Genomic DNA, 23,756 nt, shown 5'->3' with positions numbered 1-23,756 from the left:
TTTTTTATTTTTCTTCACAAATTCCTCCAATACTCTCCAGTGCATTTCTCTTCAAAAAATTATAAATTAATTCATGGTTTTAACTCCCCTTCTTGAAAAGAACATGGAGTTAAGGTATATTCGTAATGGATAAAAAGGTAAACGGAGGGCAATCATGACGAACCGAAATGCTGTAATACTGGCTGCGGGAAAAGGGACGAGAATGAAATCCAGCTTATATAAAGTATTACATCCCGTATGCGGCAAGCCGATGGTAGAACATGTTATAGATAACGTATCATCCATTAAGGCGGAAAAAATTGTAACGATTATTGGTCATGGCGCTGAAGAGGTTAAGTCAGTCTTAAAGGACAAGACTGAATATGCACTGCAAGCAGAACAATTAGGAACTGCCCATGCGGTTATGCAAGCACAGGACCTACTTGGTAGTGAAGAAGGCACAACTCTTGTGATTTGCGGAGATACACCTCTTATTACAGCAGAAACGTTAGATGCATTATTAAATCTGCACGCTGAGCAAAAAGCAAAAGCTACAATCCTCACGGCACGAACAACCAATCCTGCTGGTTATGGTCGTATCGTGCGAAACAAAGAGGGCTTGGTTGAGAAAATTGTAGAACATAAAGATGCAACTGAAGAAGAATTGCTTATTGAAGAGATTAACACTGGTACTTACTGTTTTGATAATAAGCTCTTATTTGATTGCTTAAAAAATGTTTCTAATCATAATGCACAGGGTGAATACTATTTACCGGATGTTATTGAGATACTAAAGAAACAGGGAGAAATTATTTCTGCATATGAGACACCTGATTTTGCAGAAACGCTAGGTATTAATGATCGAGTAGCACTGTCACAGGCAGAAACATATATGAAACGTCGTATTAATGAACAGCATATGCGTAATGGAGTCACTATTGTAGATCCGGAAAACACATATATCCATAAAGATGTACAAATAGGAACGGACTCATATATATATCCAGGTACGACTATTACTGGTCATACAGTAATAGGAAGCAACTGTAAAATAGGGCCGAATACGGAAATCGAAAATTGTAATATTGGAGATAATACGGTTATTCGCCAATCGGTTGCACATGATAGCCAAATTGGATCTGAGGTTCAAATAGGACCTTTCGCCCACATTCGTCCTCAATCCAATATTATGGACGATGTTAAAATTGGAAACTTTGTTGAAATCAAAAAAACCACCTTTGGTAAAGGAAGCAAGGCATCTCATTTAAGTTACTTAGGGGATGCAAATGTTGGAGAAGGTGTAAATGTTGGATGCGGAAGCATCACGGTAAATTATGATGGTAAAAATAAATTCCTGACTACGATTGAAGACGGAGCTTTTATCGGTTGTAACTCGAACCTGGTTGCTCCCGTAACTGTAGGCAAGGGAGCATATGTTGCCGCTGGTTCAACAATTACGAAAGATGTTCCAGGTGAGGCATTATCAGTTGCCCGTGCACGTCAGGTAAACAAAGAAAATTATGTAGGCAAGTTAAATCTTAAAAAATAGTCTTGGAGGCCCATAATGTCAAATCGATATTTAGATCCTAATTTAAAGGTTTTTTCTCTTAATTCGAATCCCGGATTAGCAGAAGAAATTGCAAAAGAGATTGGCGTTGAATTAGGAAAATGCACAGTGTCGCAATTTAGCGATGGTGAAGTACAAATCAATATTGAAGAAAGTATTCGCGGATGCGATGTTTATGTCATTCAATCAACAAGCCAGCCTGTAAATGAACATCTAATGGAGCTGCTAATTATGATTGATGCGCTGAAAAGAGCGTCTGCTAAGACCATTAATATTGTTATGCCTTATTATGGTTATGCGCGTCAGGATAGAAAAGCAAGAGCACGTGAACCTATTACAGCCAAGCTTGTAGCTAATTTATTGGAAACAGCAGGGGCATCCCGTGTCATTACGCTTGATCTTCATGCTCCTCAAATTCAGGGATTCTTTGATATTCTGATTGACCACTTAATGGGTGTGCCAATTCTTGCGGATTATTTCCAACAGAAGAATTTGGAGGATATCGTTATTGTATCTCCAGATCATGGCGGAGTAACAAGAGCCCGTAAAATGGCTGATCGCTTGAAAGCACCTATTGCGATAATTGATAAACGCCGTCCAAGACCAAATGTTGCAGAAGTAATGAATATTGTTGGCAACATTGAAGGAAAAACAGCTATCTTAATTGATGATATTATTGATACTGCCGGTACCATTACACTAGCTGCCAATGCGTTAATTGCAAATGGAGCAAAAGAAGTTTATGCCTGCTGTACACATCCAGTACTATCAGGTCCGGCAATCGAGAGAATTCAAAGCTCCAAAATTAAAGAACTGGCTGTTACAAACACCATTGCACTACCAGAAGAAAAAAGAATTGATAAGATCGTAAATCTATCAGTGGCTTCTTTAATTGGAGAGGCAATTATCCGTGTTCATGAGGAACAATCAGTAAGTACATTATTCGATTGATCAGAAGTCTGCCATAAGGCAGACTTCTTTTAGTTATCATTCAATGTAACTTACCCATAGTGATAAGTGAATTGTTTCGAGTTCGGGAGATTAGGGAATATGAAAGGGGGATATTTAAAATAGATTAGGATGGTGAAGCAAAATGGTTACAACTTTAACAGTAAGTGAAAGAACAGATTTAAGACACTCATCTTTAAGAGAATTAAGAGCAGAAGGTAATTTCCCTGCAGTAGTATATGGGAATCAAAAAGAAGCGAAGACAATATTTGTAGATGAAGGTAGCTTTTTAAAGGCGATCAAAGAAAGTGGACGCAATGGCGTACTATCGATTGAGATAAATGGTAGTAAAGAAAAGGTAATGCTTACAGAGTATCAACAAGATCCTATAAAAGGGAATATTATGCACGCTGACTTTTTAATCGTAAATATGTCGCAGGAAATCGATGTAGAGGTGCGAATTGATCTTGTTGGACAGGCAGAGGGAGTAAAATCCGGCGGTATGCTGCAACAAACTCTGCACACCGTAACAGTATCCTCTAAGCCTGATGATATTCCAGGCTCAATCGAATATGACGTTTCAGAATTAAAAATTGGTGACTCCATTATCGTCGCTGATTTAAATGTAGATGGTTCTTATACCATTTCACAGGATGAGGATGAAGTCGTTGCATCCATCCTTCCTCCTACAGTTGATACGGATGATGCTGAAGAAGAGGTAAGTGCCGAGACAGCGGATAATAAAGAAGATTAATATTATACCGATTAGCAATATAGAACTCGTAATAAGAAGGTTGTTGAGAATTGTCTTTTCTCAGCAGCCTTTTTTATCATGACAAAAAAGAGAAAGGGACATGCTAAAAAAATCACAAATTTTTGTTATCCTTATTTTCCTTTGAGGATGAAACAGTATAAAATGTTAAGAGGAAACTAATTAGTTTGATATTCACAAGGATGTGTAAAGGTATGAAGTTGATTGTAGGTCTTGGAAACCCAGGATCACAGTATGAGCGAACACGTCATAATATCGGGTTTTTAATCATTGATTATTTGGCTGAACGCTGGAATATTAAAATGAATCAAAGTAAATATAATGGCTTATATGGAACAGGAACCGTTAATGGAGAAAAGGTCGTTTTATTAAAGCCATTGACTTATATGAATCTTTCGGGGGAAGCCATTGCTCCGTTAGCCCGTTTTTATAAAATAGATTTGAATGATATTGCGATTATCTATGATGATCTTGATTTACCAAGGGGTAAAGTTCGACTCAGACAAAAGGGAAGTGCCGGGGGCCATAATGGGATGAAATCAACTATCCAGCATTTAGGCGGAGATAGTTTTAACCGTATAAGAGTTGGGATTGGCAGGCCGGAAGGAAGAATTCCAGTGCCTGATTACGTGCTGACCAATTTCAAAGATGATGAATGGGAAGTCATGAAGGAGGCTATTGATAAATCCTTAAAAGTTTGCGATCAATGGCTTAATGAGCCATTTTTAAAGGTTATGAACTCATTTAATGGACAATAATCATATCCTTCTACTAGACTGAATAAACAATAAGATAAAGGTGCATACTAGCGGTATATAATAAGCGGAGGGTATGATATGACGCTACATTATTGCTGCAGGCACTGTGGGCATACTTTAGGTGAGATTAGCGAACAGCAGGATGAAATATATCAATCGGTTTATGATTTTCTTTCAACCGAGGAAAGAAAAGAGATTATTGAATATGGAGAGAATGGAACTATTCGCATTCGATCGATTTGTGAAAGCTGCCAGAATACTCTGGATCAAAATCCAGACTATCATTTGCTCGAACACTTAATACAATAAGACAGTGGACTGCTTTGGATGAATAATTCCAAAGCGTTTTTCTGTTTATTATTTTCACATAGCAGACCAACTATAAATATATAAATTATGGAGAAGGCTGAAGGGAGGACGGATTATATGAATAAATTGCAGCAACTGCTTACAGATAACAAAGATATCCGATCAATTACAGACGGGCTACAAGAAGGTCTGAAGGAACAATTATTGGCCGGCTTAACAGGTTCTTCGCGTTCTCTCTATATGGCAGCGCTAAATGAACAAACAAATCGGCCCCTTTTAGTGGTGGTACCGAACCTTTTACATGCCCAAAAAGTATATGAAGACTTAACGTCGATTTTAAATAAAGATAAGGTATTTCTTTTTCCGGCAAATGAATTGATTGCTGCTGAATTAAGTGTTGCCAGTCCTGAACTGCGTACACAGAGAATAGAAACACTTAATTATCTTGCAAAAGAGGGAAATGGCGGAGTTATTATTGCTCCGATATCCGGTATTAAAAAGGTACTTCCACCTCGGTCTGTTTGGAAGGAATCTTTGATTGAATGGAATGTGGGCGATGATCTGAATATCGAGAGCGTATTAGAGAATTTAGTATCGCTTGGATATTCTAGAACAGATATGGTATCGACTCCAGGTGAGTTTTCTCTTAGAGGTGGAATATTGGATATCTATCCTCTGACAGAAGAAAACCCTTTCCGAATTGAATTGTTTGATACAGAGATTGATTCCATTCGTATATTTTCAGCTGAAGATCAAAAATCGCTAGAAAAGGTTAAAAAGGCATTGATCAGTCCGGTCAATGAAATTATTTTGAATAAGGGCAATGTAGCTCAAATAGCAGAGCGTTTAGAAGCCGGCTTAAGTCAATCCTTAAAAAGAATTAAAAATGCAGAGGCGCAAGAGCGGATGGTTCAGCAAATCGAGCATGAAATTGAAATGCTTAGAAGCGGGAATAAATTTGACCATATCACTCAATATATGTCACTGGCCTATGATAAACAGGCTAGTTTGCTAGATTATATTCCGACAGAGAGTATCGTCATTTTTGATGAAATCAGCAGGATTCAGGAAATGGGAGAACAGCTAGATAAGGAAGAGGCGGAATATTTTACAACTCTACTGGATGAGGGGAAAATTATTCATGATATTACTCTATCTCATTCACTCTCTTCACTTATGGGTCAACATAAATATCCGCATATTTATATGTCACTGTTTTTAAGGCATGTGCCTCAAACAAGCCCTCAAAACATCGTAAATATCAGCTGCAAGCAAATGCAGGATTTCCATGGGCAGATGAATTTATTTAAAGCTGAGGTAGAACGCTGGAAAAAAGGAAAATACACAGTTGTTCTTATGGGTGCCGATGAGGAGCGGGTCAAGAGAATAGAGCGTATCTTAGAGGATTATGAAGTGGACGCAAGCTTTGTACAAAATAAAGATGATATTAAGATAGAATCCCTGCAGATTATGGAGGGGCAGCTACTGACTGGATTCGAGCTTCCTATGCAGAGACTAGCCCTTATTACGGAAAAAGAACTGTTTAATAAGCGAACAAGGAAATCAGCCAGAAGGCAAAAAATGTCCAATGCAGAACGTATAAAAAATTATTCCGAATTAAAGCCAGGAGATTATGTTGTCCATGTAAATCACGGGATAGGGAAGTTTATTGGTATTGAAACATTAGAGATTAATGGAATTCATAAAGATTATCTTCATATTCGCTATCAGGGAACTGATAAGCTTTATGTGCCAGTAGATCAAATTGACCTGATTCAGAAATATGTTGGTTCAGAAGGCAAAGAACCTAAAATGTATAAGCTTGGCGGTAATGATTGGACGCGCGTAAAAAGCAAGGTTCAATCTACTGTTCAGGATATAGCTGACGATTTAATCAAATTATATGCGGAACGTGAGACGGCGAAGGGCTACGCTTTTATGCCGGATGGAGAAATGCAGAAGGATTTCGAAGCTTCTTTTCCATATAAGGAAACAGATGATCAGCTGAGATCTATAGTCGAGATCAAGAAGGATATGGAACGTGAACGTCCAATGGATCGTTTACTATGTGGCGATGTAGGATATGGGAAGACCGAGGTTGCCATTCGGGCTGTATTTAAAGCTGTTGCTGATGGTAAACAGGTTGCCTTTTTAGTGCCCACCACCATTCTTGCCCAGCAGCATTATGAGACAATGCGTGAAAGGTTTCAGGATTTCCCAATCAACATCGGCCTTTTAAGTAGATTCAGAACCAGAAAACAGCAGAATGAAACGATTAAAGGCCTGAAAAATGGAACAGTTGATGTGGTTATTGGAACACATAGAATTTTATCGAAGGATATCGTTTATCGAGATCTGGGCTTGCTTGTTGTAGATGAAGAGCAACGATTTGGTGTAACACATAAAGAAAAAATTAAACAATTAAAAACAAATGTAGATGTTCTGACTCTGACAGCTACCCCAATACCAAGAACCTTGCATATGTCCATGCTTGGTGTGCGGGATCTTTCGGTAATTGAAACACCTCCGGAGAATCGTTTCCCTGTGCAAACCTATGTAATGGAATATAATCCGATGCTAGCACGAGAAGCAATTGAACGGGAGATGGCAAGGGGAGGACAGGTATACTATTTGTATAACCGTGTAGAGGATATTGAAAGAAGAGCTGAAGAGCTGTCGATGCTAATCCCGGATGCCAAAATCGTGACCGCGCATGGAAAAATGACAGAAAGTGAGCTTGAATCTGTCATGTACAGTTTCCTTGAGGGTGAGGCTGATGTGTTGGTAAGTACTACCATAATTGAGACTGGAGTGGATATTCCTAATGTCAATACACTCATCGTTTATGATGCAGACAGGATGGGCTTATCCCAGTTATATCAACTACGGGGAAGGGTTGGAAGATCCAATCGTGTAGCATATGCGTATTTTACTTATCGGCAGGATAAGGTATTGACAGAGGTTGCAGAAAGAAGATTACAGGCAATAAAGGAATTTACAGAGTTGGGTTCAGGCTTTAAAATAGCAATGAGGGATCTGACCATTCGAGGTGCAGGTAATCTTTTGGGTGCGGAGCAGCATGGCTTTATCGATTCTGTTGGATTTGACCTTTATTCCCAGATGCTCAAAGAAGCAATTCAGGAACGAAAAGGGGATACCAATAAAGAAGTCCATAATCTGATTGAAATTGATCTTAAAGTTGATGCATATATTCCGGATTCTTATATTTCTGACGGTAATCAAAAAATCGAAATGTACAAACGTTTCAGAAGCATATCAACTTCTGAGGAATTGGATGAACTTCAGGAGGAAATGCTTGACCGATTTGGAGAATTCCCACAAGAAGTTACCTACCTATTTAAAATTGCAGAAATTAAAGTTCTTGCTATTCGGGCAGGTGTAGAATTAATTAAGCAGACAAAAGATGAAGTTACTATTATCACCTCTGAAAAAACAAGTAAAGAAATTGATGGACATGTATTATTCAGATCTGCTTCAAAGTTTGGCCGTATGGTCGGACTGGGTATGGAGGCTAATCGCTTGAAAATGGTTTTATACGTAAAGAAAGTACCGGTTCAGGACTGGCTCAATGCTGCCTTTGAATTAGTTTCTGAATTGGAACGTAACAAAAAGGTTAAAGAAAAGACTGAATAGTAAAAGTGAACTATGCGCTTTTTAAAGCAATCAAGTGTACCAATGCCCTCCTTTTTATGGTGATACATAAAGAAAAAATTTTCTTTATGTATAGAAGTTACCATTAGAAAAATACTATGTACAACATCGGCGGCATAGTCGATTTGGGCAGCAGGATGTGTCGCAAAAAATCAACCCGATGAAAGAGAGGCAACATAGAATGAAAGCAACTGGTATTGTTCGTCGTATAGATGATCTAGGACGCGTTGTTATTCCAAAAGAAATCAGAAGAACATTGAGAATCCGCGAGGGAGATCCTTTAGAAATTTTCGTTGACAGAGATGGCGAAGTAATTTTAAAGAAATATTCTCCTATCAGCGAACTTGGAGACTTCTCTAAAGAATATGCAGAGGCACTTTATGATAGCTTAGGAAACCCAGTTTTAATCTGTGACCGTGATACATATATCGCAGTAGCAGGAAGCTCTAAAAAAGAATTCCTAAATAAAGCAATCAGTGACTCTGTAGAGAAAATTATGGAGGATCGTAACTCAGTTCTACATACTCAAAAAGGTTCTTTTTCACTTGTAGATGGCGTTGATGAAGAAGTAGCTTCCTACACAGTGGCTCCAATTGTTGCAAACGGCGATCCAATCGGCGCTGTTGTGATTTTTGCTAAAGAAGCTACAGTTGGTGAAATTGAATTAAAAGCAATCGAAACAGCTGCAAGCTTCCTTGCGAAGCAAATGGAACAATAATAATATATTATTGTTTAACGGTTAATTGTGAAAACTCCAAGGAGTTTCCAATTAACCTTTTTTTTGTATCCTGAAAATAATCCTTTAACTATGAAAAGGAGCTAAGCATTGCACCAAATAGCCATTATATTCGCTTATGTTATAATGTTTTGGAAATAGATAGAGAGGTGCTTTATTTGGATGAGCCGTCAGAATGATTCTTCACACAAAGTTTTAAAAGGCGCTGTTATTCTGACAGCAGCAGCTTTAATCGTAAAAATATTGAGTGCTATATACCGAGTTCCTTTTCAGAATATGGCTGGGGACACGGGTTTTTATATTTATCAACAGGTGTATCCTTTTTACGGAATAGCTGTTGTTCTGGCTACTTATGGATTCCCGGTTGGTATTTCTAAGCTGCTGATTGAATTTAACAGGTCGGGTACTGTAAATAGAGAAAAGAAAAAAATAATAGCAGCTTCTTTTATATGGGTTGCTCTCTTTGGAATTATATTGTTTGTGTTGCTATATTTAGGAGCCGATTTGATAGCTAAGGTTATGAATGATATTCAACTTGCCCCTTTAATTCGCATAGTGGCCTTTTCCTTTTTGCTAATGCCCTTTATTTCCATTGTAAGGGGTACTTATCAGGCAGAGGGAAATATGCTTCCAACAGCGCTTTCCCAAACCTTTGAGCAGCTATTTAGGGTTGCCTTTATTTTGATTGGTACATATTTGCTTATGAAATTTGAGTATTCTTTATACACCGTTGGTGAAAATGCGATAGCAGGGTCCTTAATTGGAGGTGTTGCAGCTATTGTTGTCCTGGGTCTTTATTTATGGAGAGAACGCCATGATTATTTTCCAGCACTGATGCCAGAAAAGGAAGTACTAATCAAAACGGGAGCAGTCCTTTTATTTCAGGGGCTAGGTTTTTGTTTAAGTAATATGTACTTGCTACTACTTCAATTAATTGACTCCTTCCAACTGTATACGAATCTCCTTGCACAAGGGATACCTGCAGAGGAAGCAAAAGCGATGAAGGGTGTTTATGACCGAGGGCAACCGTTGATACAGGTAGGGCTTGTTGTAGCCACTTCACTTTCTTTATCCATTGTCCCCGTATTAACCAACTTGCAAAAAAGTAAAGCAATCGAAGAAATTAAGAAAATGTGCAGATTGGCTATTAAAATCAGTTCTGCTATTGGAGTTGGAGCAGCTATTGGGTTATTAGGAATTATCCAGTCAGTGAATATTATGCTTTTTAAAGATGATGAAGGGATTGGGGCATTAAGTGTACTCGCTATCCTAATATTATTCGCATCCCTCCTGGTGACATGCTCAACTATTTTGCAAACAATGGGGTTTTGGAAATCATCAGTTGTGGTTATTCTACTATCGATAGGGATTAAAGTCTTTTTAAATCCTTGGTTGATTGCGGGAAGCGGAATAAAAGGGGCTGCGTACGCAAGTCTTCTTGCAATGATGGCTGCTTGCATCCTGCTGCTTTATCTGATAGAAAAACGAATAACTGGTAGGAATATGGAAATTTATCATATAGCAAGCTTGGTGATAGCCGGTATTGTCATGTATATTGTATTAAAAGGCTATTCAGCTTTATTTTCCTTTTTTGTGGGTGAACTTGGTCAGTCAAGAATACTGGCCTCCATACATGCATTAAGTTCCGTTGCAATCGGAGGAATGATTTATCTGTATATGCTGCTTAAAATGAAACTATTTAAAAATGATGAACTGGCCCATCTACCGGGAGGACATCATTTGATAAGAATTATGCACAAAGAGAAATTCAAACGTTAGGAGAGCTGAAGTGTGACTAACCAAATCACAATTATAGGTTTAGGGGCAGGAGAGCTTGATCAAATGCCTTTGGGCATTTATAAATTATTGAAAAACGCAGAGTTTGTATATGCGAGAACTATTGAACACCCGGTATTGAAAGAATTGGCGGCTGAGGGTCTAGAGGTTGAGAGCTTTGACTCCATCTATGAGAAGCATGATCAGTTCGAAGCAGTTTATGAGGAGATTGCAGAAGTGCTAATTCAGAAGGCTAAGGTCCAGGATGTAATCTATAGTGTGCCGGGGCATCCGCTAATTGCTGAAAAGACAGTCCAAATCTTGCTTTCGGAAGGTGAAAAGAGAGGGATACCTGTACATATTAAAGGTGGCCAAAGCTTCCTCGATGCCATGTTCACATCCATTAAAGTGGACCCAGTTGAGGGTTTTCAATTTCTAGATGGTACGGACCTTTCCTTGAGGGATGTCAATATCACTCAGCATATAATTGTAAGTCAGGTTTATGATGCCTTTGTTGCTTCCGAAGTGAAGCTGACCTTAATGGAAAAATATCCGGATGATCATGAGGTTTATTTAGTGACCGGTGCAGGGATGAGCTCTGAATCAGTTGAACGTATGCGGCTTTATGAGTTGGATCGTGCTATGCAATTAAGCAATTTAACTTCAGTTTATGTACCTCCGATTCAGAAGGAAGAATATCAATATAAGGAGTTTTGGAAGCTGCGAGAGATCATTGATAAACTCAGATCTCCGGAGGGGTGCCCATGGGACAGGGAACAGACTCATGAATCACTAAGAAAGTATTTACTTGAAGAAGCTTATGAACTGATTGATGCAATTAATGAAGGTGATATTGATCACATAATTGAGGAGCTTGGTGATGTATTGCTTCAGGTGATGTTGCATGCCAGAATCGGAGAAGATGAAGGATACTTTTCCATTGATGATGTCATTCAAGGTATATCTGAAAAAATGGTGCGCAGACATCCCCATGTTTTTGGTGATGAAAGGGCAGAATCCGCAAGAGATGTAGAGGAAACCTGGCAGAGGATTAAAAAGGAAGAAGGTTCAAATTCTCCTGATTCCATCTTGGATGTCAGCACTCATTTGCCGAATCTTATGCAGGCTTTTGATATTCAGAGGCAAGCCTCTAAATTTGGCTTTGATTGGAATGATGTTTCACCTGCCTGGGAAAAGGTTTTTGAAGAGCTTGATGAATTTAAAGCAGAGTGGAATGGGAATAAAACAGACACCCATTATATAGAATCTGAATTTGGAGATGTTCTGTTTGCCCTTGTAAATGTGGCCAGATTGTTAAAAATCAACCCTGAAGAGGCACTGCATCGGACAAATCAAAAATTCAGAAAGAGATTTTTGTTTGTAAATGAATGTGTAAGGGAATCAGGAAAAGCATGGAGCGATTATACACTGAATGAGCTTGATGAGTTTTGGGAACAGGCCAAAAAGTCAGGTATATAAAGGAATAAATGGAGGTTGAATACATAATGAGATTAGATAAGTTTTTAAAGGTTTCCCGGATTATTAAAAGGAGAACGATTGCAAAAGAAGTAGCAGATCAAGGAAGAATTAAAATAAATGGTAAAGAATCCAAAGCTTCAGCCGATGTAAAGATTGGAGATATTTTAGATATCAGATTGGGGCAAAAAGTACTGACTGTCCGTGTAGATAAACTTCTGGAGACAACGAAGAAGGATGAGGCGGCAGGAATGTATACCCTCATAAAAGAAGCAAAACTATCAGAGTCTTTTTAAGCATGGTCTAATTCCTATCATCCTATCATACACTTGTACAAATGTTTGATAATGGGGGATTAGGATGAACCAATACTATGATACAAACCAAACGAGTAAATCAGCTGGACCTGATCACGATATTAGCATGAAGGGTAGAAGGCTTCTCGATATATCAGGTGTTAAGCAGGTAGAGAGCTTTGACAATGAGGAGTTCCTTCTCGAAACTGTGATGGGGTTTCTTTCTGTCAGAGGGCAAAATCTACAAATGAAGAATCTGGATGTTGATAAAGGAATTGTATCAATTAAAGGAAAAATAATTGAAATCAATTACCTGGACGAACATAGTGGGGAGAAAGCTAAAGGATTCTTTGGCAAACTGTTCAGATGAGTCTGGACACCCAGTTTGTAACTCTTTTATCCATGATTGGCATGGGTATTTACTTTGGAGCGGCATTTGATACCTACAACCGTTTTTTAGTTAGAGCAAAGAGAAAAGTATGGTTTGTTTTTATTAACGACATCTTATTTTGGTGCATTCAGGCCTTGCTCATTTTCTATGTTTTGTACGAATCCAATCAGGGAGAATGGCGCTTTTATATCATATTGGCGCTGCTATGCGGGTATTCCGCCTATCAAGCCCTTCTTAGAAATTTATATAAAAGATTGCTGGAAATGACTATTTATTGGACTCATCAATCCGGTAAATTCCTTGCTAAATTGGGAGCTCTCTTATTCATTCGACCAATAAAAGGGTTAATTACGTTAATTATTACTATTATATTGTTTATATTTCAATTGTTGCTAAAGTTTGGCAATCCTCTATTATGGCTTGCCAAGTATCTTTTAAAGGCATTAATATCGATAGTAAGGATACTCTTCTATCCCTTTACTAGTACGGTGGCATGGCTGTGGAAGAGAATTCCTGGCCGTGTGCGAGCACCTGTCGAAAAGTTTTTTGATAATCTAGCAGGAATTGGAAAAAAGTTGAAGAATACTATCAATAAAATTATTAAAAAATGGACAAATAAGTCTTAAAGGGGGAAAGGAAATGGGATCGCTTGATAAAAAGAAGGAAAATATCAAACAAATCGATACGCCATATGTCCAATATCAAGAGAAACGAACCCAGTCCTTTGAGAAAAAGAAATTAGGATTGACAAGAAGGCTAGTATTATTTGCACTTTTTGCCATCATAACAACTGGGATCGTTCTTACAACACTCTTTTCTCAACATTCCGCTTTGAAGGACAAAGAAGAAACTAAAATTGAATTGAAAGCGAAATTGTCAGATCTTCAAAAGGATGAAGCAAGATTAAAAGAAGAAATCATTAAATTGAATGATGATGAATATATAGCAAAGTTTGCGCGTAAGGAATATTTTCTATCAGATGATGGAGAAATAATATTCAATCTTCCCGAAAATGAGGGCAAGTAGATATCCCTCACGTTGACACATATTTTTTTCAGTGATTATAATATAAGGGGAAGCTATAACTTCCATTATTTTATTTTTTTAATTTCTTAAGGAGGAGCAATTTTTTTATGTCAATCGAAGTAGGCAGCAAGTTACAAGGTAAGGTAACAGGAATCACTAATTTCGGAGCATTTGTTGAGCTGCCCGAGGGTTCAACAGGACTTGTCCACATCAGTGAGGTTGCTGATAATTATGTAAAAGATATTAATGATCACCTAAAAGTGGGAGATCAAGTTGAAGTAAAAGTCATAAATGTAGAGAAAGATGGCAAAATCGGTCTTTCTATAAAAAAAGCTGTTGAGAAGAAGGAGAGCGAACAACCTGCGCAATCATCTTATCAACAACGACCTCGTTATAACAGAGGAAACGATTCTCGTGCTGGAAGAAATGACTCTCGGGGAGGAAGAGGAGGACATGATTCCAGACCGCCAAGAGAAAGCTTCGAACAAAAAATGGCCCGCTTCTTGAAAGATAGTGAAGAGCGTATGTCATCTCTTAAGAGGAACACAGAATCCAAACGAGGTGGCAGAGGCGGAAGACGCGGCTAAACCTTGCTGCTGAAACAAAATGGCAATTTATATAACAGACCAGCATCAGTTGTTGGTCTGTTTTTTGTTTTTTTCATTTGATTATCAATGGATATAGGGATTATATGGTATAGATAGGGTAGTGTAATCCTGCAGTTTATAGGATTTTACTAGAAGGAGCATGTCGGGAAACGTTGTTTATATAAAGATCAATAAAGCCGTCATATTAAAAAATGTTTGATTGTTGAGTGTTTTTATAGATGGAATAGTAAGAAGTGATAAATACTGAAGAGTTATATTCTTTATAAACACAAAAAAAACCAGAGATATATCCCTGGTTTTTTTGTATGGATGACCCCTACGGGATTCGAACCCGTGTTACCGCCGTGAAAGGGCGGTGTCTTAACCGCTTGACCAAGGGGCCAAATAAATAGCGGCGGAGGGGATCGAACCCCCGACCTTACGGGTATGAACCGTACGCTCTAGCCAGCTGAGCTACACCGCCATAATCAAATGCGCTTTTGAACACAAAAATTATCTTACAATCTAGTAAATACTTTGTCAATGGTTTAAATATTTTAGCCAATAATTAGAATATTACATTTAAATAAGTATCTATTTCTTCTATCTTCTAGCCTTTCCTACAAAGTAGTTTAATAAAATATTCTTCTTTATGATTCCTTCGATAACCTTTGTGCTTTCTTCTGCCCATTCACATGGAATGCCGTCGAACACTTTATAAAAACTCATCCTCCGTTCTGACAAATTTAGGATTATATCCCCTTTATAATGAGAGACAATCACCTGTTAGGGAGTGGTAATGTGGATAAAACACAAAGTACAATGTATGGATCAGTAACGGATGTTCAATATGATGCAGGCAAATGGAATCCTTCTCAATTAGTGGACAAGTATGTAACGAAGCTGGAAGATTACTTCGTGAAACAAGGATATATATTAGTAGTATTGGGATTTCTCCTGGGAAGGGCGCTTATCCTTTCACAATTAGCTCCATTTTCTCTTCCATTCTTTGCGGCTGTATATATGATGAGACGGGAACGTTCGCCGCTTGTTATGGTCGCCTCAATAGGAGGAGCCTTAACAATCTCCTGGTCAGCAGGTTTAAGTTTATTTGCTTCATGTGCCTTATTCCTCCTCTTATATAAGCTGAGACAGCCATCAGTGGAGAACCAATTTAAAGTTGTTGGTGTATATGTTTTAATAGCCATGGGAATTGCAGGAGCAACGGAACGCTATTTGAGATATATGAAGTTTGAAATATACGATGCCATGATGATCGGTGTTGAAGCAGGTTTAGCTCTTATTCTTACCATGATTTTCATTCAATGTATCCCACTGATTGCCATGAAAAAAAGTCCACAGGGACTAAGGACAGAAGAGGTTATCAGTTTGATAATCATGCTGGCCTCTGTTATGACCGGTACGATCGGCTGGTCGATTTATCATATTTCCCTTGATCATACATTAAGCAGGTACTTAGTTCTTCTTTTTGCAGTCTCCGGAGGAGCCTCTATTGGATCGACAGTAGGAGTGGTAACAGGTTTAATATTTAGTCTGGCCAATCTCAGTAACCTTTTTCAGATGAGCTTATTGGCCTTCTCTGGTTTACTAGGGGGCCTCCTTAAGGAAGGGAAAAAAATAGGGGCATCATTAGGTTTAATTATTGCCACATTACTAATTGGCCTTTATGGGGAAGGGAGTCAAAATATATCAATAACGCTATATGAATCTTTATTGGCTATTGCTTTATTTTTTATGACCCCTGCTACCCTTATTTCAAAAGTAGCCAAACATATTCCTGGAACAGCAGAGCATACGAATGAACAGCAACGTTATGTCAGGAGGGTCAGGGATGTTACTGCACAAAGAGTGAATCAATTTTCTTCTGTTTTCCAGGCTTTATCGAATAGTTTTTCACAGATGGAGGAACAAACAACGAAGGAGGTAGAAAAGGAACGTGAGTTGGATTATTTTTTGAGCAATGTGACTGAAAAAACATGCCAGACATGCTTCAAAAAGGATCATTGCTGGGCGAAGAATTTCGAATATACGTATGGAATGATGGGAGATTTGGTTGAGACTTTACAAGATGAGTCAGGGCAAGTTCCGCAGGCCACTCAAAGAGAATGGAAACGGTTCTGTACAAGATATGATAAAGTGACGGAGGCGATGCTTCAGGAAATCTCTTATTATAATGCAAATCAAAAATTAAAAAAACAAGTGAGAGAAAGTAGAAAGCTTGTGGCAGATCAACTCCAGGGAGTTTCAAAGGTAATGGAGGATTTCGCCAAGGAGATTACAAAAGAACGTGAAAATCTCCATATACATGAAGAACAGTTACTGGATTCCATTCGGGGGTTCGGCTTGGATATCCACCAAATTGAAATTTATTCCCTGGAACAGGGGAATGTTGATATAGATATGCAAATCCCGGATTGCGAGGGAAGTGGTGTAGGTGAGAAATTAATTGCACCCATGCTCTCAGATATATTGGAAGAGCACATTATTGTTTACAAAGAAGAATGCAGTTCATTTCAGGGAGGTTTATGCCGCTTAACATTCCGTTCTGCCAAACGCTACACAGTAGAAACTGGTGTAGCCCATGCTGCAAAGGGAGGGGGACTTGTGTCAGGGGACAGTTACACCATGATTGACATTGGGAAAGGGAAGCATGCGATTGCCATTAGTGATGGTATGGGAAATGGAGAAAGGGCTCATAATGAAAGCTCGGAAACCTTAGGGTTACTGCAGAAAATACTTGAGTCTGGAATAGAGGAAAAGGTAGCTATTAAATCGATTAATTCGATCCTTTCATTGCGGACTACAGATGAGATTTTTTCAACACTTGACCTATCAATGATTGATTTACAGGATGCGAGTGTGAAATTTTTAAAGGTGGGTTCAACACCAAGCTTTATAAAGAGAGGGCAGCAGGTTACGAAAATCCAATCTAACAACTTGCCAATTGGTATTATCAAAGAATTTGATGTGGACGTGGTTCATGACCAATTAAAGGCCGGTGACCTTTTAATTATGATGAGTGATGGAATATTTGAAGGACCAAAGCATGTTGAGAATTATGAAGCATGGATGATTAGAAAGATTAGAGAAATCGGTACTGATAAGCCACAGGAAATAGCTGATATTATTCTCGAAGAGGTAATCAGGACAAGCTCAGGTAAAATTGAGGATGATATGACAATTGTTGTTGCACAAATAAACCATAATATTCCGAAATGGACAAGTATACCTGTCAGTACGAAGAAGAAAAAAGCTCAATAATAATATCCTCCTAATCGTATAAAGCGCCTATATATAGGCGAAGATGAAAATAAAAATAGCGGTATAGGAGGATGATGAAATGAAGACAGGTACGGTTAAGCAAATATTATTGCTGACAGACGGCTGCTCCAATCAGGGAGAGAGCCCGACAGCGATGGCTGCACTGGCACGTGAGGAAGGAATTACAGTAAATGTAATTGGCGTTATGGATAAGGACATTATAGACGAAGGAGGAATGCGGGAAATTGAGAATATAGCATCATCTGGTGCTGGCATTCATCAAATCGTCTATGCTGAACAATTATCACAAACTGTACAAATGGTCACTAGGAAGGCGATGAACCAAACGATACAGGGTGTGGTGAATAAGGAGCTACAGCAAATACTTGGAAATCATATCACTATGGAAGAATTACCACCTGATAAACGCGGGGAGGTAATGGAGGTAGTGGAGGATCTGGGAGAAAAGGTAAAAATGGAGGTTCTTGTATTGGTTGATACAAGTGCCAGTATGAAACATAAGCTGCCAACGGTTAAAGAGGCGCTTATAGATTTATCTATTAGTCTAAATGCGAGAAGTGGTGAAAATCAGTTCTCAGTTTTTATATTTCCCGGGAAAAGAACCGAAGTGGAAAGAGTGATGGATTGGAGCCCTAGACTTGAATCCCTTTCTAAAATTTTCGCTAAATTAACCACTGGAGGAATTACCCCGACTGGTCCAGCTATTCGTGAAGCCATTAAGTATTTTAATAAAGAGTCTTCTATAAGGAGAATAGTAGGCGACGATGATCAATACTTCGAAGAAACCATGTAGCTTTCCAATTGGATCAGTAATCAGGGGCAAATGGCATCATAAGAGTTATATCATTCGAAAAGAATTAGGGTATGGCGCGAATGGAATTGTTTATCTTGCAGATTCTTCAGATGGATCCGTAGCAATCAAATTTAGTGATAACAGTGCTACTATTGCCGCAGAAGTAAATGTATTAAAATCATTTGCAAAGGTCCAGGGAATATCCCTAGGACCTTATTTGATAGATGTGGATGACTGTATAGGGAGCGGAAAGATCATTCCTTTCTACGTGATGGAGTATATTTCCGGAGATTCATTTCTTACCTTTGTGCAAAAAAGAGGTGCAGATTGGATTGGTGTACTTATGTTGCAGCTTTTAAACAGCCTTGAAGAAATGCATAAACTCGGATGGGTTTTTGGGGATTTAAAACCTGAAAACTTGATTGTACAATTACCCGATTTTAAAGTCCGTTTTATAGATGTAGGAGGAACCACGCAAATTGGCCGTGCGATTAAAGAATACACTGAGTATTTTGATCGCGGATATTGGGAACTTGGGGGCAGAAGGGCAGAGCCTTCCTATGATTTATTTGCACTTGCTATGATAGTGATCAATGCAGCCTATCAAAAAAGGTTTAATAAAAATGGAGAGGGAATTAACCAATTAAAGGAATTAGTGAAAAACAATCAGGAACTCAGAGGGTTGGAGTCTATTCTTTTAAAAGCTTTGAAAGGCCAATACATAACGGCAACTGATATGAAAAAGGAAGTCATATCCCATTTACACGCAAAACAAACTGCTAACCGTACCGCCGTAAAAAGGAATGCTCCAGTAAACACTAGTCGGGTACAGATGAGGAAACGGAAATCCAGTGATAAAAGCAATTTCTTTGAAACGTTCTTTTTAGTTGCTATTATTACTTTGCTTTATGCATTTTATATGTTTGGTCAAGTTGTATAAGTTCACAAGAAATACAAACAATAACGCTGTCTCTACCGTTTTTTTGAAAGATAATTTTTGGATTCCATTTATAAGAGTGGTACGATAATAATTAATTGAAAGCAACGGTAGAAAGGAATATGTATGTTAGAGGCGAAAGTAACTGCTTATATTAATAAAAAACGATTGATTAATCATAATGACACGATTTTAGTAGGTGTTTCCGGAGGGCCGGATTCATTGGCATTGCTTGCTTTTTTTAATAGCATAAAAAAATCATATAATCTAACCCTTGTGGTTGCCCATGTAGATCATATGTTCAGAGGTGAAGAATCATTTGAGGAGTATTTATTTGTAGAAGGAATATGTAAGGAATGGGGAATCCTATTTGAAGGAAATCGGATAGATGTTCCAAAATATATTATAGATACAGGTAAAAATCCACAACAGGCATCCAGGGATTGTCGATATGCATTTTATAGGGATATAATGGAAAAGTATGCGGCGCAAAAATTAGCTCTTGCTCACCATAAGGATGATCAGGCAGAGTCAGTCTTAATGAACCTTATTAGGGGGACTTCAGGGATGGCCAGGATTGGAATTCCTCTGAAAAGATCCTTCGCGGGTGGATGGATCATACGTCCTTTTCTTGCTGTCACAAGAGAGGAAATCCTGGAATATTGCACAGAGATGGATCTCAAGCCACGCATGGATCCAAGTAATGAAAAGGATATTTATACCCGAAATCGATTCCGTAAATACATATTACCATTGATAAAAAAGGAAAATAGTAAAGCGCTTGATCATATTCAACGGTTTAGCGAGGATTTGGAACAAGATGAAGGATTTTTGATGATGTTAGCTGAAAAAGAGTATAATTCTCTTGAATTAACTGAAAAGGACGGGATTTTAAAAGTTCCCATATCTTCTCTCGGAAAGGTGCCAAAACCTTTACAAAGGAGGGTGATTCATCTAATATTAAACTATCTTTATCAAGTGAAACCTTATGTATTTTCATACGTACATATAGAGTGTATTCAGTCTTTATTGACAGAATCCAATCCTTCCATCTCCGTGCAATTACCTTCTGGGCTTCAAGTTACGAAAACATATGATCAGTTGCTTTTCCATTTTGGAAGGTTGCCATCAGTAACTTTTTCAAAAGAAATCCGTATACCGGGGAAGACGGCACTTGCGAATGGCGCTGTTATTGAAACGGTTTTGCTGGATACCTTATCTGAAAAATGGGAGCATGCATCTCGATATACATGTATTTTACCTTTAAGTGAAGAGGACTTACCATTAAGGGTACGGAATAAGCGGGATGGAGATCGATACCAGCCTAAAGGCTTTACAGGCCATAAAAAACTGAAAAAGCTGTTTCTTGAACACAAGATACCTGTGCATGAGCGGGAGAGTTGGCCAATTATTGTTAATAAGAATGATCAAATTGTTTGGATACCAGGTCTGCAAAAGATTAATCTAGAAAAGACCCCGACGCCAGCCATCATGATAAAGTATGTTGAATAATGCTCTTCTAGGAGGACTACCGAATGACGATTCATAATGATATTGAGAAAATTTTGATTTCAGAAGAAGAAATCCAAGGCAAAATTAAAGAACTCGGGGCTTTGCTTACAGAGGAATACAAGGATCTAAATCCATTAGTGATAGGTGTGCTGAAAGGTGCAATGCCTTTTATGAACGATTTATTAAAGCATGTAGACAGCTATTTGGAAATGGATTTCATGGATGTTTCCAGCTATGGTACTTCTACGGTTTCAAGCGGTGAAGTTAAAATCATTAAAGATTTAAACACATCTGTTGAAGGCAGAGATTTGCTGATCATTGAAGATATCATAGACAGCGGTCTTACCCTCTCTTATTTAGTGGATTTATTTAAATACAGAAAAGCTAAATCCATCAAGCTTGTCACATTATTGGATAAGCCATCCGGAAGAAAAGCTGATATACATGCGGATTACGCTTGCTTTAATGTACCTGATGAGTTTGTTGTTGGATACGGACTTGACTATATGGAAAAATACAGGAATATTCCATACATTGGCGTGTTAAAAAGGGAAGTTTACGAAACTGCCAAATAGGGATATAGATGATTAATAACCGTTCTATTCATATAATAGACTGTGCTATGATCTTTATATAAAATATATAAGTAACCTGATTGTAGATACGAATACTATATTTAGTTTTTTGGGAGGAGGTTAGGGATGAACCGTATTTTTAGAAATACCATATTCTATTTACTTATTTTTGTGGCGATTATCGGAGTAGTAAGTGTGTTTAACCAAAATTCCGAGCCAACTAAACATATTTCTAATAATGAGTTTATTGAAAGTCTTGAAAAAGGTGAGGTTAAATCCGCTGATTTACAGGTGGAACGCGGAGTATATTCTGTTAAGGGTCAATTAAAGGATGCTAAGGAAAATGAGTTTTATTTAACATATATCCTTGCAGAACAGGCTGAAGAGGTTACTGACTTAATTGATGAACAGGGTGTAAAATCTACAGTTGCTCCAGCAAAAGAAACAAGTGTATGGGTAACATTCTTAACTTCAATTATTCCGTTCGTCATTATTTTGCTATTGTTCTTCTTCTTGATGAATAGTGCGCAAGGTGGCGGAAACAAAGTAATGAGTTTTGGTAAAAGTAAAGCTAAGCTCTACAGTGAAGAAAAGAAAAAAGTACGCTTTAAAGATGTTGCGGGTGCTGATGAGGAAAAACAAGAACTGGTTGAAGTTGTGGAGTTCTTGAAGGACCCTCGTAAATTTGCTGAATTAGGTGCGAGAATTCCGAAAGGGGTACTTTTAGTAGGACCTCCGGGAACAGGGAAAACCTTGCTTGCAAGAGCAGTAGCTGGTGAAGCAGGTGTACCTTTCTTCTCTATCAGTGGTTCAGACTTTGTTGAAATGTTCGTGGGTGTGGGTGCTTCCCGTGTGCGTGACCTTTTTGAAAATGCGAAGAAGAATGCACCATGTATTATTTTTATCGATGAAATCGATGCAGTTGGACGTCAGCGTGGAGCTGGCCTTGGCGGGGGACACGATGAACGTGAGCAAACCCTGAACCAATTGCTTGTTGAAATGGATGGTTTCGGAGCAAATGAAGGTATCATTATCATTGCTGCTACAAACCGACCTGATATTCTTGACCCGGCTCTTTTACGTCCAGGCCGCTTTGACCGACAAATTACGGTTGACCGTCCTGACTTAATTGGAAGGGAAGCTGTACTTCGTGTACATGCACAAAACAAACCGCTTGATGAAAATGTGGATCTTAAAGCAATTGCGATGAGAACCCCAGGTTTCTCCGGTGCCGATTTAGAAAATCTCTTGAATGAAGCTGCTTTGGTAGCTGCAAGACAGGATAAGAAAAAAGTAGATATGAGCGACATTGATGAAGCAACGGATCGTGTGATTGCCGGTCCTGCTAAAAAAAGCCGTGTCATCTCTAAGAAAGAAAGAAATATTGTTGCCTTCCACGAATCCGGACATACGGTTATCGGGTTGGTACTTGACGAAGCAGATATGGTCCATAAGGTAACAATTGTTCCGCGTGGCCAGGCAGGCGGTTATGCTGTAATGCTTCCGCGTGAAGATCGTTACTTTATGACTAAGCCTGAATTGTTCGATAAGATTACCGGATTGTTAGGCGGACGTGTTGCTGAAGAAATCGTCTTTGGTGAAGTGAGTACTGGAGCTCATAATGACTTCCAACGTGCTACAAGCATTGCCCGCAAAATGGTGACTGAATACGGAATGAGTGATAAGCTCGGACCGATGCAGTTTGGCCAGGCTTCAGGAGGCCAAGTATTCTTAGGTCGCGATATTAATAGTGAGCAAAACTATTCTGATAAGATTGCTTATGAAATTGATATCGAAATCCAAAATATCATCAAAACGTGCTATGAACGTGCAAGAAAAATTCTTACTGAAAACCGCAGTAAGTTAGATCTGATTGCTAACACATTACTTGAAATTGAGACGTTAGATGCCGAACAAATTCGTCACCTGGCGGATCATGGAACATTGCCTGAGCGCAAGGTAGCAAGCGATGTAACAGTGAACGTATCAGCTAAAAAGGAAATTCTGTCTGAGGATTTATCCAAAGACAATACAATATCCGAGCGAAGAGAAGATGATCAAACTCCTCCTACACCACCGGATATGGAAACGAACGATCCTAATAAATTGTAAGAATTCTGAGTGTCCCATCATATGAATGGGGCACTTTTTTTGGAAAGGGATAGACCTTTGAAACTAAAAGGACCGGAGGCCTACAGGATATAGGTCATGAAGGCGTTGCCACAGGAAGTGGCGCTTTTAGTCTTCGTTCCATGTTACAGTCGTCTCAGCTTTTTGATTAATCCAGCTTCAACGGCTAGAAGCTCAGGACATAAGCATGACCTCTGCGGGAGGGAAGGGCAC

General features: G+C 38.6%; 21 protein-coding genes and 2 tRNA genes. 20 read left to right on the top strand and 3 right to left on the bottom strand.

The features are described 5' to 3' along the window. The first annotated feature begins 154 nt into the window (after positions 1–154). The 14 genes from glmU to AC4D4A_RS18570 all read left to right on the top strand — a co-directional run bounded on the left by glmU (position 155) and on the right by AC4D4A_RS18570 (position 14,293). Positions 155–1,528: a bifunctional UDP-N-acetylglucosamine diphosphorylase/glucosamine-1-phosphate N-acetyltransferase GlmU gene (gene glmU, locus AC4D4A_RS18635; RefSeq protein ID WP_490997208.1), complete on the top strand. Its 1,374-nt coding sequence runs from the start codon at positions 155–157 to the stop codon at positions 1,526–1,528. A gap of 15 nt (positions 1,529–1,543) precedes the next feature. Continuing rightward, positions 1,544–2,497 (top strand): ribose-phosphate diphosphokinase, encoded by a 954-nt coding sequence (locus AC4D4A_RS18630; RefSeq protein WP_066103164.1) that lies wholly within the window; start codon positions 1,544–1,546, stop codon positions 2,495–2,497. Positions 2,498–2,639: 142 nt separating this feature from the next. Then, positions 2,640–3,248 carry a 50S ribosomal protein L25/general stress protein Ctc gene (locus tag AC4D4A_RS18625; RefSeq protein WP_490997207.1) on the top strand — a complete coding sequence of 203 codons (609 nt, stop codon included), beginning with the start codon at positions 2,640–2,642 and terminating at the stop codon, positions 3,246–3,248. 212 nt (positions 3,249–3,460) lie between these two features. Next, on the top strand, positions 3,461–4,024 hold the full coding sequence (gene pth / locus AC4D4A_RS18620; RefSeq protein WP_490997206.1) for an aminoacyl-tRNA hydrolase: 564 nt from the start codon (positions 3,461–3,463) through the stop codon (positions 4,022–4,024). A gap of 78 nt (positions 4,025–4,102) precedes the next feature. Further along, complete coding sequence (locus AC4D4A_RS18615) at positions 4,103–4,333, top strand: anti-sigma-F factor Fin (RefSeq protein ID WP_490997205.1); 231 nt, start codon at positions 4,103–4,105, stop codon at positions 4,331–4,333. Positions 4,334–4,450: 117 nt separating this feature from the next. Further along, positions 4,451–7,987, top strand: coding sequence for a transcription-repair coupling factor (mfd, locus tag AC4D4A_RS18610; RefSeq protein WP_490997204.1), 3,537 nt, complete (start codon positions 4,451–4,453; stop codon positions 7,985–7,987). A 199-nt stretch (positions 7,988–8,186) separates the two neighbouring features. Beyond that, positions 8,187–8,723 carry a stage V sporulation protein T gene (spoVT, locus tag AC4D4A_RS18605; protein ID WP_490997203.1) on the top strand — a complete coding sequence of 179 codons (537 nt, stop codon included), beginning with the start codon at positions 8,187–8,189 and terminating at the stop codon, positions 8,721–8,723. Positions 8,724–8,903: 180 nt separating this feature from the next. Then, positions 8,904–10,520 carry a putative polysaccharide biosynthesis protein gene (locus AC4D4A_RS18600; RefSeq protein ID WP_490997202.1) on the top strand — a complete coding sequence of 539 codons (1,617 nt, stop codon included), beginning with the start codon at positions 8,904–8,906 and terminating at the stop codon, positions 10,518–10,520. A gap of 12 nt (positions 10,521–10,532) precedes the next feature. Next, positions 10,533–11,996 (top strand): bifunctional methyltransferase/pyrophosphohydrolase YabN, encoded by a 1,464-nt coding sequence (gene yabN / locus AC4D4A_RS18595; protein WP_490997201.1) that lies wholly within the window; start codon positions 10,533–10,535, stop codon positions 11,994–11,996. A 26-nt stretch (positions 11,997–12,022) separates the two neighbouring features. Beyond that, entirely contained in the window at positions 12,023–12,289 is a 267-nt protein-coding gene (locus tag AC4D4A_RS18590) for an RNA-binding S4 domain-containing protein (protein WP_066103147.1), read from the top strand. Between the two features lie 64 nt (positions 12,290–12,353). After that, the gene (yabP, locus tag AC4D4A_RS18585; RefSeq protein ID WP_490997200.1) at positions 12,354–12,659 is read left to right on the top strand and encodes a sporulation protein YabP; all 306 of its coding nucleotides are present in this window, start codon (positions 12,354–12,356) and stop codon (positions 12,657–12,659) included. Next, on the top strand, positions 12,656–13,306 hold the full coding sequence (yabQ, locus tag AC4D4A_RS18580; RefSeq protein WP_490997199.1) for a spore cortex biosynthesis protein YabQ: 651 nt from the start codon (positions 12,656–12,658) through the stop codon (positions 13,304–13,306). Before yabP ends, yabQ begins: the two co-directional genes overlap by 4 nt. 13 nt (positions 13,307–13,319) lie before the next feature. Further along, positions 13,320–13,706 (top strand): FtsB family cell division protein, encoded by a 387-nt coding sequence (locus tag AC4D4A_RS18575; protein WP_490997198.1) that lies wholly within the window; start codon positions 13,320–13,322, stop codon positions 13,704–13,706. Positions 13,707–13,813: 107 nt separating this feature from the next. Next, positions 13,814–14,293: a S1 domain-containing RNA-binding protein gene (locus AC4D4A_RS18570; protein WP_490997197.1), complete on the top strand. Its 480-nt coding sequence runs from the start codon at positions 13,814–13,816 to the stop codon at positions 14,291–14,293. 331 nt (positions 14,294–14,624) lie between these two features. Here the strand turns inward: AC4D4A_RS18570 and AC4D4A_RS18565 are convergent. From AC4D4A_RS18565 to AC4D4A_RS18555, 3 genes are all read right to left on the bottom strand, one after another. After that, positions 14,625–14,696: transfer RNA gene (locus tag AC4D4A_RS18565), tRNA-Glu, on the bottom strand. A 7-nt stretch (positions 14,697–14,703) separates the two neighbouring features. Beyond that, positions 14,704–14,777 (bottom strand) — tRNA-Met (locus AC4D4A_RS18560). A gap of 119 nt (positions 14,778–14,896) precedes the next feature. Next, positions 14,897–15,022, bottom strand: a complete 126-nt coding sequence (locus AC4D4A_RS18555) for a hypothetical protein (RefSeq protein ID WP_490997196.1) — start codon at positions 15,020–15,022, stop codon at positions 14,897–14,899. 72 nt (positions 15,023–15,094) lie between these two features. Here AC4D4A_RS18555 and spoIIE point away from each other — a divergent pair, with 72 nt between their 5' ends. From spoIIE to ftsH, 6 genes are all read left to right on the top strand, one after another. Further along, a complete protein-coding gene (gene spoIIE / locus AC4D4A_RS18550) occupies positions 15,095–17,575 on the top strand; it encodes a stage II sporulation protein E (RefSeq protein WP_490997195.1) in 2,481 nt (826 codons plus the stop codon). 79 nt (positions 17,576–17,654) lie between these two features. Continuing rightward, positions 17,655–18,389, top strand: coding sequence for a VWA domain-containing protein (locus tag AC4D4A_RS18545; RefSeq protein ID WP_490997194.1), 735 nt, complete (start codon positions 17,655–17,657; stop codon positions 18,387–18,389). Next, positions 18,361–19,329, top strand: coding sequence for a serine/threonine protein kinase PrkT (gene prkT, locus AC4D4A_RS18540; RefSeq protein WP_490997193.1), 969 nt, complete (start codon positions 18,361–18,363; stop codon positions 19,327–19,329). The genes AC4D4A_RS18545 and prkT overlap by 29 nt, the downstream gene beginning before the upstream one ends. A gap of 123 nt (positions 19,330–19,452) precedes the next feature. Beyond that, positions 19,453–20,838, top strand: a complete 1,386-nt coding sequence (gene tilS / locus AC4D4A_RS18535; protein ID WP_490997192.1) for a tRNA lysidine(34) synthetase TilS — start codon at positions 19,453–19,455, stop codon at positions 20,836–20,838. Positions 20,839–20,861: 23 nt separating this feature from the next. After that, positions 20,862–21,413, top strand: coding sequence for a hypoxanthine phosphoribosyltransferase (gene hpt / locus AC4D4A_RS18530; RefSeq protein ID WP_066103117.1), 552 nt, complete (start codon positions 20,862–20,864; stop codon positions 21,411–21,413). A gap of 126 nt (positions 21,414–21,539) precedes the next feature. Next, the gene (ftsH, locus tag AC4D4A_RS18525; protein ID WP_490997191.1) at positions 21,540–23,525 is read left to right on the top strand and encodes an ATP-dependent zinc metalloprotease FtsH; all 1,986 of its coding nucleotides are present in this window, start codon (positions 21,540–21,542) and stop codon (positions 23,523–23,525) included. Positions 23,526–23,756 lie beyond the last annotated feature (231 nt).

Source organism: Pradoshia sp. Z5_111, assembly GCF_058267535.1.
Note: the sequence above shows the minus strand (reverse complement) of the source record. Positions and strands in the feature narration are given on the sequence as shown.